The sequence below is a fragment of the Shuttleworthella sp. genome (assembly GCF_057251025.1).
Genome location: NZ_DBHIDN010000001.1, coordinates 1 through 12748, shown reverse-complemented (window position 1 = coordinate 12748; position 12748 = coordinate 1). Strand labels below are relative to the sequence as shown.

The window sequence follows — 12748 nt, the reverse complement described above, 5'->3', positions numbered from 1 at the left end:
CTATTTCTGCTCCTTTAAGACAGCTGCATTCTGCAGCAGGTAGGTGATCAGTGAGATCACAGTCAGGGCCAGAGCGATCCACATGAGAATGTCACCCAGAATTGTCCAGTAGACTTTCTCGAATGCCAGAACCTTGACAATGACCATCAGCATCTGAAAGACCGTCTTGAATTTGCCCCAGTAGTTGGCGGCAATAACGATCCCGTTATCAGAGGCGATCAGGCGAAAACCGCTGATCGTGAACTCTCTTGCCACAATGATAATGACAATCCAGGCGTACACCTGCCCCGAGACAATCAGGCAGATCAGGGCGGAGACCACAAGGAGTTTGTCGGCCAGGGGATCCATGAATTTGCCGAAGTCTGTGATCAGGTTGTATTTGCGCGCGATCTTCCCGTCCAGAAGGTCGGTCAGGCTGGCTGCAATAAAGACCAGAGCCGCCGCAAGGCGCATCTCCTGCGATCTCCAGCCGACCAGATAGAGGATAACAAAGACCGGAATCAAGAAGACGCGAAAGAGCGTTAATTTGTTAGGCAGGTTCATTGACAGCTTCTCCAATCAAATCGTATTCATAGGCGCCTGACACATGGGTCAGGACCAGATCTCCGGTGTGGAAGACCTCCTCTTCTCCATTGACAAAGACATATCCGTCCACATCCGGGGCATCCCGGTAGCTGCGGCCGATATAAGCGGCTTCATCAGCGACCTTCCCCTCGATCATGACCTGCAGATCGGAGCCGATCAGGGACTCGTTTATCCTGTGACTGATCTCCTGCTGCAGCTCCATGACCCGGGCCAGGCGCTCTTCCTTTTGCTCGGGATCAATTTGATCCTCAAATCGAGCGGCGGCCGTCCCCTCCTCCTGCGAGTATGTAAATGCCCCCAGGCGGTCAAACCGTATCTCCCGGATGAAATCAAGCAGTCTCCGGTGCATCTCGTCCGTCTCTCCGGGGAAACCGCAGATTACCGTGGTGCGAATGCAGATGTCCGGCATCGCCTCTCTTAACATGGCGACCTTCTCCCGGATATCCGCCCTGCTGGTTCTGCGGCCCATGCGGCGGAGAACCTCATCGTCACCGTGCTGGATGGGCATGTCGATATAGTGCAGGACCTTCCGATTCCAGACCATGGCTTCAATCAGCTCCCGGTCAATTTCCTCCGGATACGCATAGAGCAGGCGGATCCATTGGAGGCCCTCAATGGCATTTAACTTATCGAGGAGGTCCGGCAGCATCTTCTTGCCGTAGAGGTCGATCCCGTAGCGCGTCGTCTCCTGGGCGACCAGGATGAGTTCCCGCACGCCCCCCGCGACCAGATCTCTTGCCTCTTTGACTAATCTTACCATGGGGACGGACCGGTAGCTTCCGCGGAGTTGCGGAATGATACAGTAGCTACAGCCCTTGTCACAGCCCTCGGCAATCTTGAGATACGCATAGTGGCCGGCTGTTGTGAGGAGACGTCCTCCCTCCTCATCATCCGGGAGACCGTCAAGGCTGTCAAGCCTGGTCTGTGGCTTTCCCTCTAAGACAGCGCGCAGGACGGGGACAATATCGTCATAGGAATTCGTTCCGACGATTCCGTCGACCTCCGGTATCTGATCCCGGATCTGGTCAGCATAGCGCTGGGAGAGACAGCCCGTGGCAATCAGCGCCTTGAGTCGCCCCTCCTTCTTATAGGCAGCCATCTCAAGGATGGTCTCAATGCTCTCTTCCTTGGCGGAGTCGATGAAGGCGCAGGTATTGACAATGATGATGTCCGCCTCTTCCTCCCGATCTGTCAGAGAGAAACCATCTCTGTGCAGGCGGGAGAGCATGTGTTCCGAGTCCACCAGGTTCTTATCGCATCCAAGGGAGATAAAGAGGATCTGATAGGACAAGCTATACCTCCTCTGTATCCCTGTCTGCGGCAGAGGATTCCTCTTTCTCTTTCTCTTCCTCAGTCTCAGCCTCCTCCGGGGCGGCCTCTTGCTGCGCCGCAAGAGCCATTCGTCTCTCCTCCTCCGCCTTGACAGCGGCCTTGGCAGCCAGAAGTTCCTCCTCATTCAGGATTGTGAGTTTTCCCTCGGCGAGTTCATGGACGGCGATTGTGATCGGTTTCATTCCCTCCGTGTTCTCGATCATCGGCCTGGCTCCGTCGATCAGCTGACGGGCGCGCTTGGCGCAAGCTGCGACAATCGTATAGCGGGAGTTGACCATAGGCTCCTCTCCCACCTCCACCTGATTATTGATAATCTGCATGAGCTCCACATAGGAGGGGTGAATCATCTCTAAGCGCACATCATTCTTGGCCATTGTTACTGCTCTCCTTTCGCAAATACCTGCAGTTCTTTCTGAATCTGAGCAATTGCCTCTCTTCTTCGTGAGGTGTTGTTGTGTTCACTCTGGATGATTGAGTGAACCTGGGCGACAGAGTCCTCTAGCTTGTTGTTGATGATCAGATAGTCGTATTGATCCATGAGCTTTGATTCTCTGCAAGAGATGGCAAGCCTCTGGGCGACAACCTCTTCGCTCTCTGTCCCCCTCCCAATCAGGCGGTCTCTAAGAGCCTCTGCGGACGGCGGCGTCACAAAGAGCAGGAGGGCATCCGGGAAGATCTTCTTGACCTGCAGGGCTCCCTGCACTTCGATCTCCAGGATAATATCTCTGCCGGCTTCAATCTGTTCCTTGACATAGGCCTTGGGGGTCCCATAGTAATTGTCATTGAAATTGGCGTACTCGAGGAGGTCTCCATTCGCAATCATCTGTTCAAATTCTTCTTTGGTCTTAAAGAAGTACTCCCGTCCCTCCACTTCTTCTTCGCGGATAGCGCGGGTTGTGGCAGAGATGGACAGGTGATAGGCATCCGGGTAATCCGTCATGAGGTGTTTCATAATGGTTCCCTTGCCGGCACCTGAGAATCCGGAGAGTACGATGACCATTCCACTGTCTTTCTGTAACATGGATCACTCCTTATCTGTGACTCTTATTCGATATTCTGCGCCTGCTCGCGTATTTTCTCAATCAGCGTCTTCATCTCGATTCCGATATCGGCAGTCCTTGCATCCGTCGATTTGGACAAGATCGTATTGGCCTCCCGATTCATCTCCTGGGCCAGGAAATCTATTTTTCGTCCGGCCTCGCCGCCTCTTTGAATCTGATCTCTCGCCTGGGCGACATGACTCTTGAGTCGGACCATCTCCTCGTCAATACAGATCTTATCCGCGTATATGACAAGCTCCTGGGCAATCCGGTTCTCGTCAACGGCCTCCTCATCCAGAAGGGTCTTGATCTTGCCCCGCAGCCGATCCGTATACTCTGCGATTATCTGACCGGACCTCTCCTCCAGGGACAGGACCAGTTCTTCCAGACGATTCAGCTTATGGGTCAGGTCCTGCCCCAGGCGGGCTCCCTCCTTGGCCCTCTGGTCCAGAAGGTCTGTCAGCGCTTGGTCCAAAGCCTCTTCCGTAAGCCGGCATAGCATGTCCGAATCGGGCTCCCTCTCCTCCAAGGTCAGTACATCCGGAAAACGGGCCAGATCTATGTTAAAGACCCGGTCTCCGATCTCAAATTCGTCGGACATCTGCCTGAGCCGTTTTAGATAAAGATCAGCCAGATCGGCATTGTAGTTGAGCTGATAACCGCTTGCTCCGGTCTTGTGAAAGCTGAGGCAGACATCCAGTTTCCCCCTGGATATCACGCTCTGTATGCGGTTTCGGATCTCTGTCTCCATCGCATAGGAAGAGCGGGGGAGCTTCACGACGCACTCAAAATAGCGGTGATTGACTGACTTGATCTCTAGGACCAGGTCTCCGCATGCGCTGCTCGCCGCGCCTCTGCCAAAGCCTGTCATACTGCAAACCATACTGAGCCTCACAAATCACTCTTGAATAGACGGAGATAAGTCAATTTATTATATTCTAGGATGCAAACTCCGTCAAACCGGACGGATCACTTTTTGGGCCGAAAATCCTGTATAATGGTCTCTGTTGGAGAAATGTATGAAAGAAGGTTGATGATATGGCATTTGACGGTTCCACCATCCACTGCCTGGTCGCGGAATTAAGGCAGGAGCTTAGCTCCGGCCGGATCTCAAAAATTATCCAGCCGGAGGCATGCGAGTTGGAGCTGACCATCAAGACGGCGGGCGCAAACCGCCGTCTCCTGATCTCTGCCAACGCCTCTCTCCCCCTTATCTATCTGACGGATGAGCACAAGACTGCCCCCATGACCGCCCCTGCTTTCTGTATGCTTCTCCGCAAGCACATCCAGGGCGGACATATCAGGTCTATTGAGCAAATTGGTTTTGAGCGTGTGATCCGCTTTCGGATCTCCCACCTGGATGAACTGGGGGACCCGGTCGAGAAGTTCCTCTATGTTGAGATCATGGGCAAGCATTCCAACATCATTTTCTGCGATTCCGAAGACAAGATCATCGACGCCATCAAGCGCATTCCCTTCTCCCTCTCCTCGGTCCGGGAGGTCCTGCCCGGCAGGGCCTATTTCATTCCGGCTCAGGAGGGAAGGCTGGATCCCCTGACCGGCGGGAAGGAAGAATTCATGTCCTCGGTCTTCGCCTCTCCCGCCCCCCTGGCAAAGGCCATCTACCGCTCCTATACCGGTTTTTCCTCTGTCATCGCCAATGAGATCATCTGCAGGGCGGGCCTGTCCTCGGTTGACAACAGCGAGGCTCTGACCGAAATACAGAAAATGCAGCTCTACGGGGCATGGGATCGGATGACCCAGGATCTTCGCTCCGACCGCTATCAGCCCTGCCTGGTCCGGGATTCCAAGACCGGTTCTCCCATAGAGTATGCGGCCTTCGGGATCAGTTTCTATCCCGATGCCGCGTTGACGGAATACCAATCTATCTCTCGACTTCTGGTTGATTTCTACGCCGGTCGCAACCGGGCTGCCAACATCCGGCAGAAGTCCTCTGACCTAAGGCAGCTCTTGACGACTCTTCTGGACCGGGCCCGCAAGAAAGAGGCCATTCAGAAGAAACAGGAGAAGTCCGCGGACAAGATGGATCTCTACCGGATTCGGGGAGAGCTGCTTCACACCTACGGCTACAGTGCCAAGCCGGGCGACCGGGAGCTCAGGTGCATAAATTACTACGACAACCGGGAAATCAGCATTCCCCTGGATCCCCTCCTGTCTCCTATGGAAAATGCTTCCAGATACTTTGCCCGCTATGAGAAGCTCAAGCGGACAAAAGAGGCCTGCGGCCGGTTGATTGCAGAGACCGGTCAGACCATTTCCCATCTGGAGTCCATGCTGACTGCCATAGAGATCGCCCAGGATCCCGCGGACCTAGAGGCCATCCGCCGGGAGATGATTCGCTACGGCTATCTCCGCAAGAAGGGCAAGAGCAAGCGAATCCAGGGCAAGAGCAAGCCCCTTCACTATATTACGGAGGATGGGTTCGATATCTATGTTGGAAAGAATAACGAGCAGAATGACTATTTGACCTTCCAGCTGGCAAGCGGCAATGACTGGTGGTTCCACACCAAGAAGATCCACGGGTCCCATGTCATCGTAAAGAATCCCTCGGGTGGCGATATGCCGGATCATATCTATGAGATTGCCGCCTCTCTCGCCGCCTATTACTCCCAGGGGAGAAATTCCGGAAGTGTTGAGGTGGACTATCTTCAGAAGAAGAATGTCAAGAGGCCGGCCGGAGGAATTGCGGGCTTTGTCATCTACCACAGCAACTACTCCCTCCTTGCCAGGCCCTCTCTGGAGGGGGTCCGGCCGGCGGAATCCTGAGGATTCCTTCCTCGGTCTTGCATCAGAGATTGGTATACAGGTCCCGGCGCCTTCGGTCCAGGAAGGTCCGTATTTTCGCGTGCTCCTCCAGTGCAAGCTCTGGATCAAGTTCCAGAATCTCCCTGCAGTCGTCGGAGGCAAGCTGCAGCATATCGGCATCCTGGTAGATGTCCGCAATCCTAAAGTCCAGATCCCCGGACTGGCGGATGCCGAAGAAGTCACCGGGCCCCCGCAGTTTCAAATCCTCTGAGGCGATTTCAAATCCATCATTGGAGTGAACCAGGATTTCAAGCCGCCCGGAGACCTCTTCTGTGTCCGAAGCGTCAATAAAGATGCAGTAGGACTGGTCTCCTCCTCTCCCAACGCGCCCCCGCAGCTGGTGCAGCTGGGCCAGACCGAACCGGTTGGCATTCTCGATGAGCATGACGCTGGCATTGGGCACATTGACCCCCACCTCAATGACCGTCGTCGATACCAGCACCTGGACCTCGCCCGAGACGAAGTCCTCCATGACCCGGTCCTTCTCTGCGGACTTCATGCGCCCGTGCAGGATACCAAGCCTGATCTGACCTCCGTAGAAATCCCTCATTTTTTCTGCATAGTCTGTAACATTTTCGTCTTCGCTGACGTCGGACGCCTCTACAAGCGGACAGATTACATAGGCCTGCCTTCCGGCCAGCACTTCTCTGGCGATAAATCGCCAGGCCGTCTTCTTCTCCTCGGACCGGATAATCGCATTCTTAATCTTCTTGCGGCCGACCGGCACTTCTCGAATCACTGACAGATTCATATCGCCATACAGGATCATGGCAAGCGTCCTTGGAATCGGTGTCGCCGACATAACAAGAACATGGGGCGACTGTCCCTTGGCGGAGAATATCTTCCTCTGCCGGACCCCGAACCGGTGCTGCTCATCGGTCACCACCAGGGCCAGTTTCCTGTACTCCACCGCGTCTTGAATCAGGGCCTGGGTTCCGATAATAAGAAGAGACGAGGTCTTGGAGATCTTCTCCTGAATCTCCCTCTTTTGTCTTGCACCTGAAGACCCGGTCAGACAGACAACCGTATAGGGAAGATGATGTTCCTGACAGAGTCTGCGGAAGGCTCTCTCATGCTGCCTCGCAAGGACCTCGGTCGGCGCCATGATGGCGGCCTGATAGCCGTTCTCCAGGCAGGCCAGCATGGCAAGAAAGGCGATGATCGTCTTGCCGCTCCCGACATCCCCCTGAATCAGGCGCTGCGTGACCTGGGTCTTACTCAAGTCTGAGAGCACATCGGAGAGGGCCTCCTCCTGCCCTCTTGTCAGGGCATAGGGAAGCTCCGCCTTCACTCTCTCCACCTGCCCGGTCTTCACAATGCGATCGCCCGTCTCTTCCGGGATCATCTCCATACGGTTCTTCCCCAGCTCCAGGAGGAAGAAGAAGAACTCATCATAGGCCAGCCTCTTTCTGGCTCTGATCAGATGGTCGAGATTTTCCGGAAAATGGATCTGCTTCATGGCCCACTCATAGGGAACCAGCTGATTTGTCTCAAGGATTTCAGGCGGCAGGTACTCGCCCATGGAGATTCCGCTGTCAAAGACTTCCCGGACCAGCTTTCGAATCTTGTGATTGGTCAGGCCCCTGGTCAGTCCATAGACCGGCTGGGGCTCTTGCATGAGGCTCTCGTACTGGTCCGGACGGAAGATCTGCGCCTGAGACATGGAGAACTTACCCTGCTCTTCTTCCAGCTTTCCATAGAATACGAAGGGCTCTCCCACGGTCAGCCGGCTTCTGATATAGGGCGTGCGAAACCAGATGAGATTCAGGCTATGGTCTCCATAGAAAGCCGTGGCAAGAGTCACATCCATCTGCCTTCCCCTCTTATTTCTGGCCGGACTCTTAAGCCTTGCCAGAAGAGCGATCTTTTGCCCCGGCTCCGGTTTCTCGTAATTTGCGAGTGGGGGATAGGTCTGATAGCTTCTCGGAAAATGCAAGAGCAGGTCGCCCACCGTATATATATCCAGTTTCTGATAGAGCTTCTCTGTCTTCTCTCCCACTCCCTTGAGATCACGTATGCGCTCCATATAATTCATAGTGTCCCTCTTCCGGTTGATTTTCTCTTCTTGTCTCATAAGAAGAGCCGACCGGCATACACCGCGAGGGGACAAGTCCCTCATACGGTATATATCGGTCGGCTACCTCATTGGGCACTTATATCAGACCGAGTCCTCACTCGACACTGACCACATAGTAGTAGACAGGCTGTCCGCCATTCTGCAGCTCAATTTCGAGCCGGGGATAAGCCTTTCGAACCCGATCCGCCAGAGCATTGGCCTCTTTCTCGTCCGCATCCTTTCCGAAGTAGATGCTGATGATAGAGGAGTCCTCATCCACCATGCCGGCAATCATCTGATCGAAGGCCCGGTTGAGATCGGAATCTACAGAGACGATTCCGTCATCTCCGATTCCCATAAAGTCGCCCCGGTGAATCTGCTTGTCATCTATCAGGGTGTCACGCACGGCATAGGTGATCTGCCCCGTCTTGACGAGAGCGATCTCCTCGATCATCCGGTCGCGGTTCTCCTCGAGAGATTGCTCGGGGATGAAATTAATCATGGCCGTGATGCCCTGCGGGACAGTCTTGGTCGGGATAACTATGACCTTCTTGTCCTCTGTCAGTTCCGCAGCCTGCTTGGCTGCCATGATGATGTTCTTATTGTTGGGAAGAACAAAAATGTTCTTGGCATTGGTCTTCTCGATTGCGGAGAGAATATCCTCCGTCGAGGGGTTCATGGTCTGCCCGCCGGTAATAATGTGGTCACAGCCCAATTGTCTGAAGACATCATTAATCCCTTCGCCGATGGAGACTGCGACAAAGGCGATCTCCTTGGCAGGCGCAGCGGCCGGCGCATCTGTCTCTGTCTCCTTGACCATGAATGCCTTGGCATTGGGGTTGGAGTGCAGATGAACCTCATGCAAGACACCGTACTGCATGGCGATTGTAATCACCTGACCCGGATCATCGCACTCAATCGTAACCGAGATTGAGTTGGCATTGCCGGTCACCTGACAGTCCCTGTCCTTCATAATCTTGTGCTTTAAATCAGAGACCTGGTCTCCTGTGACAAGCATATCTGAGACGACCTTGAAGCGGAGCCGATAGGCATAGGAGGCCTCCGTGCGGATCTCAACAGCCTTGGACTCTACGGTCCCGCCGGAGAGAACAATCTGGGCTCCTTTTAAGACTTCCATCAAGCCCTGGCCGCCGGAATCCACGACTCCGGCCTGTTTCAAGACGGGAAGCAGGTCCGGCGTCTGAGCCAGAACACGGTCTCCCTCCTTGATGATAGCATCCGTAAATACCAGGATATCGTCCGTCTGGGCCGCCATTTCAAGGGCCTTGTCCGCAATTCCCCGGGCAACGGTAAGAATCGTGCCCTCCTTGGGCTTCATGACTGCCTTATAGGCAGTCTCACAGGCCCGTTGGATGGCGTCGCTCAGAATCTGAACATTGAGTTCCGAGTAATCCCTGCTGATCTTGCAGAAACCGCGAAAGAGCTGAGAGAGGATGACACCGGAATTGCCCCTTGCGCCGCGCAGAGAGCCGGAGGATATCGCCTTGCAGATATCCTTCATGACCGCCTCGCTGCCAAGCTCTTCCACCGCATGAGCAGCCGATGCAATCGTCGCCGTCATATTTGTTCCCGTATCGCCGTCCGGAACCGGAAATACATTCAGCTCATTGATCCATTCCTTATGATTATCTAGGTTCGTTGAGGCACCGAGAAATGCCTTCGCAAGGAGCGAAGCATTGATCGTCTTCATTTCCACCTGAGTTCCTCCTTAATCAGTAACGCGAACGCCCTCGACGAAGATATTGATTTCTCTCACCTTCATTCCGGTAAATGCCTCCAGCTGATACTTCACCGTGTCTCTGAGGTTGCTGCAGACCGTACTGATAGCAACGCCGTATGCTACAATCACGTGGAAATCCAGCGCTATCTCACTGCTGTCGACAATCGTGACATTGATTCCCCGGTTCAGGTAATCCTTCTTGAGCAAGCGCGTCAGCCCGTCCATCATATTGACCGCTGCCATACCCACGATACCAAAGCACTCAATTGCAACAGAACCGGCATAGGTTGCGATCACATCCGGGTTAATCTCAATCTTGCCAAGTCCGGTAGACATTGCACCCTGCATAATATAGGTACCTCCATTCCCAACAGACATATTTCATAAGCAATTATATCGGATTCCCTTGAAAATACAAAGGGATTTTACTTGATTTCAAGTTTCCACTCTGCTATATTATCACTGTTGTGATTTGCCACTGAGGGCAAATAATCTTAATTTAAGGAGGTGTCTGACGATGGCAAAGTGTGCAGTTTGCGGTAAGGGCGCTCATTTTGGTATTAAAGTGAGCCATTCTCATAAAAGATCTAACAGAATGTGGAAGTCCAATGTAAAGTCTGTTCGTATTATGGAGAATGGAAGCCCGAAGAAGGCATATGTATGTACTTCCTGTCTCCGCTCCGGCGCAGTTGAGCGCGCTTAAGCAAGCGGATCTTGGGATCCCCTGACCTGCGATATCTTCGCAGGTCTTTTTTTATTTCTTGATCAAAATGATTCTCTGCAAATAAAGCCCTTCTGTCTCTTGTCATTCGGGAAAACAGACCTTATCATTTCATATATAAGAGTTGCCGATGCAATATTCTTTCGACAAAAGCATAGATAAGGAGGCCTTGTATGGAACTTTACTTTGCGATTGGATTTGTTGGAGCATTTGCCGCGCTCCTCTTCGCGCAGAGTCGGCGCCGCGCGGTCATGGCCTGTCCCGAGGGAACAGACCGGATGAAGAAGATTGCATCCGCAATCCGAGACGGCGCAGATGCCTATTTGAAACACCAGTACGCCACAGTCGCCAAAATCTTCGCAATCGTATTTGTCCTCCTCCTTCTCATGGCATTTGCCAGCAATGGGTCCATGCTCTCCAAGTTCACCCCCTTTGCCTTCCTGTCCGGCGGAATCTTCTCCATGTCTGCCGGCTACATTGGCATGAAGATCTCCACCCAGGCCAACTCCCGCACTGCCCAGGCGGCATCTAAGAGTCTCAACAGCGGCCTTCGCGTGGCATTCGCTTCCGGCTCTGTCATGGGCTTTACGGTCGTCGGCCTCGGAATTCTCGATGTGTCTCTCTGGTTCTTCCTTCTCCGCTTCGCCTTCCATATTGCGGATCCCATGGAGCTCGGCAGCATCATGGTCATGAACGGAATGGGGGCCTCCTTCATGGCCCTCTTCGCCCGCGTCGGCGGCGGCATTTACACAAAAGCGGCAGATGTCGGTGCAGACCTGGTCGGCAAGGTTGAGGCCGGGATCCCGGAGGACGACCCCCGCAATCCGGCCACGATTGCCGACAATGTCGGTGACAACGTCGGTGATGTCGCCGGGATGGGTGCCGACCTCTATGAATCCTATGTCGGCTCGATTCTGGCGACTTTCTCACTGGGCCCTCTGGCAGGCTATGGCTACAAGGGGATGCTTCTCCCCCTGGCTCTGGCCGTCATCGGCATCTTGTGCTCCATTCTCGGAAGCTTCCTGGTTCGCACGGATGAGACCACCAACCAGAAATCCCTGCTCTATTCTCTTCGCAAGGGCACTTATTCCGCGACCATTCTGGCAGCCCTCCTGGCGGCCCCCCTGACCTATTTCATCCTGGGGAACATGGGCGTCTATGTCTCCATCCTCTGCGGTCTGATCAGCGGCACGGCGATCGGATATTTCACCGAATATTACACCTCCGATAGCTACCGGCCCACCCAGAGCCTGTCCGCCTCATCCAAGAGCGGCATCGGTCCCCTGATCATCGGCGGCATCTCCCTGGGAATGAAGTCCACCATGCCCTCCATCCTCATCGTCGCGGCAGCTGTCATCATCTCCTTTGTGACCGCCGGGGGCTACCGGAGTTACAATCAGGGGCTCTACGGAATCGGGATTGCGGCCGTCGGCATGCTGTCCACGCTGGGCATCACGCTGGCGACGGACGCCTACGGTCCCGTCGCAGACAATGCCGGCGGGATTGCCGAGATGTCAGGCCTTCCGGATTTCGTCCGTGACCGCACAGATGCGCTGGACTCTCTTGGCAATACCACCGCGGCTACAGGCAAGGGCTTCGCAATCGGCTCCGCCTCACTGACCGCCCTTGCCCTCCTGGTCTCCTATGTCTCGATTGCGGATTCCAAGCTTGCCCTTTCCGGGAAGAAGCTCATGGACCTCTCCCTGACCAACCCGTCTGTGCTGGTCGGACTCTTTGTCGGAGCCATGCTCACCTTCGTCTTCGCGTCCTATACCATGAGTGCGGTACAGATTTCCGCCCAGAGCATCGTAAGGGAGGTTCGCCGTCAGTTCCGCGAGATCCGGGGAATTATGGACGGGTCTGCGGACCCGGACTACGCCAGCTGTGTTGCCATCTGCACTAAGGGAGCCCTGCGCCAGATGCTCACCCCCGCTCTCTTGGCGATCATTGTCCCCATCCTGACCGGCCTCATTCTCGGCTGCGAGGCTGTCGTTGGACTCCTGGGTGGTGTCTCCGTCACCGGCTTTGCGATGGCGGTCTTCATGAGCAATGCCGGCGGATCCTGGGACAACGCCAAGAAGTATATCGAGGGCGGTCATTTCGGCGGCAAGGGATCGGACTGCCATAAGGCTGCGGTTGTTGGGGACACGGTCGGCGATCCTTTCAAGGACACCTCCGGCCCGGCCCTGAATATCCTGATCAAGCTCTGCTCCACGATCTCCATTGTCTTCTCAGGTCTGGTTGTGGCATTTCATCTGACCCAGTTCTTCATCTGACCCAGCCCCTTTACGGATGAAGTCTTCTTCTGATTCATCCATTCCTGGCTTAGCTCCTTCCTCTGACAATAAGAATGCCCCCGGCCCATCTATCTTGGGTCGGGGGCTATTCACTGCGAGTTATAGGACAAAACGTGTTGATGAAAACCCCTTCAAAGCCTTGTAAATAGA

At 54.4% G+C, this 12748-nt stretch carries 11 protein-coding genes; 3 read left to right on the top strand and 8 right to left on the bottom strand.

The window, feature by feature from the left end:
- Genes pgsA through ACO5R6_RS00035 form a run of 5 tightly spaced genes read right to left on the bottom strand, consistent with a single transcriptional unit; the run spans position 1 to position 3840 of the window.
- Positions 1-543, bottom strand: a complete 543-nt coding sequence (gene pgsA, locus ACO5R6_RS00055; RefSeq protein WP_485625127.1) for a CDP-diacylglycerol--glycerol-3-phosphate 3-phosphatidyltransferase — start codon at positions 541-543, stop codon at positions 1-3.
- A complete protein-coding gene (rimO, locus tag ACO5R6_RS00050; RefSeq protein ID WP_485625126.1) occupies positions 530-1876 on the bottom strand; it encodes a 30S ribosomal protein S12 methylthiotransferase RimO in 1347 nt (448 codons plus the stop codon). The genes pgsA and rimO overlap by 14 nt, the downstream gene beginning before the upstream one ends.
- A gap of 1 nt (position 1877) precedes the next feature.
- Entirely contained in the window at positions 1878-2291 is a 414-nt protein-coding gene (gene rpoZ / locus ACO5R6_RS00045) for a DNA-directed RNA polymerase subunit omega (protein ID WP_485625125.1), read from the bottom strand.
- A gap of 2 nt (positions 2292-2293) precedes the next feature.
- The gene (gmk, locus tag ACO5R6_RS00040) at positions 2294-2938 is read right to left on the bottom strand and encodes a guanylate kinase (RefSeq protein WP_485625124.1); all 645 of its coding nucleotides are present in this window, start codon (positions 2936-2938) and stop codon (positions 2294-2296) included.
- A 23-nt stretch (positions 2939-2961) separates the two neighbouring features.
- Positions 2962-3840 (bottom strand): YicC/YloC family endoribonuclease, encoded by an 879-nt coding sequence (locus tag ACO5R6_RS00035; RefSeq protein ID WP_485625123.1) that lies wholly within the window; start codon positions 3838-3840, stop codon positions 2962-2964.
- A 155-nt stretch (positions 3841-3995) separates the two neighbouring features.
- On the opposite strand from ACO5R6_RS00035, the gene ACO5R6_RS00030 reads away from it, so the two are divergent.
- Entirely contained in the window at positions 3996-5744 is a 1749-nt protein-coding gene (locus ACO5R6_RS00030; RefSeq protein WP_485625122.1) for an Rqc2 family fibronectin-binding protein, read from the top strand.
- 22 nt (positions 5745-5766) lie between these two features.
- On the opposite strand, the gene recG is transcribed toward ACO5R6_RS00030, so the two are convergent.
- The 3 genes from recG to ACO5R6_RS00015 all read right to left on the bottom strand — a co-directional run bounded on the left by recG (position 5767) and on the right by ACO5R6_RS00015 (position 9928).
- On the bottom strand, positions 5767-7857 hold the full coding sequence (recG, locus tag ACO5R6_RS00025; protein ID WP_485625121.1) for an ATP-dependent DNA helicase RecG: 2091 nt from the start codon (positions 7855-7857) through the stop codon (positions 5767-5769).
- Between the two features lie 97 nt (positions 7858-7954).
- Positions 7955-9550, bottom strand: coding sequence for a DAK2 domain-containing protein (locus tag ACO5R6_RS00020; protein WP_485625240.1), 1596 nt, complete (start codon positions 9548-9550; stop codon positions 7955-7957).
- An 18-nt stretch (positions 9551-9568) separates the two neighbouring features.
- Positions 9569-9928 carry an Asp23/Gls24 family envelope stress response protein gene (locus ACO5R6_RS00015; protein ID WP_485625120.1) on the bottom strand — a complete coding sequence of 120 codons (360 nt, stop codon included), beginning with the start codon at positions 9926-9928 and terminating at the stop codon, positions 9569-9571.
- A 169-nt stretch (positions 9929-10097) separates the two neighbouring features.
- Here ACO5R6_RS00015 and rpmB point away from each other — a divergent pair, with 169 nt between their 5' ends.
- Entirely contained in the window at positions 10098-10283 is a 186-nt protein-coding gene (gene rpmB, locus ACO5R6_RS00010; RefSeq protein WP_485625119.1) for a 50S ribosomal protein L28, read from the top strand.
- A gap of 191 nt (positions 10284-10474) precedes the next feature.
- Entirely contained in the window at positions 10475-12577 is a 2103-nt protein-coding gene (locus ACO5R6_RS00005) for a sodium-translocating pyrophosphatase (protein ID WP_485625118.1), read from the top strand.
- Positions 12578-12748 lie beyond the last annotated feature (171 nt).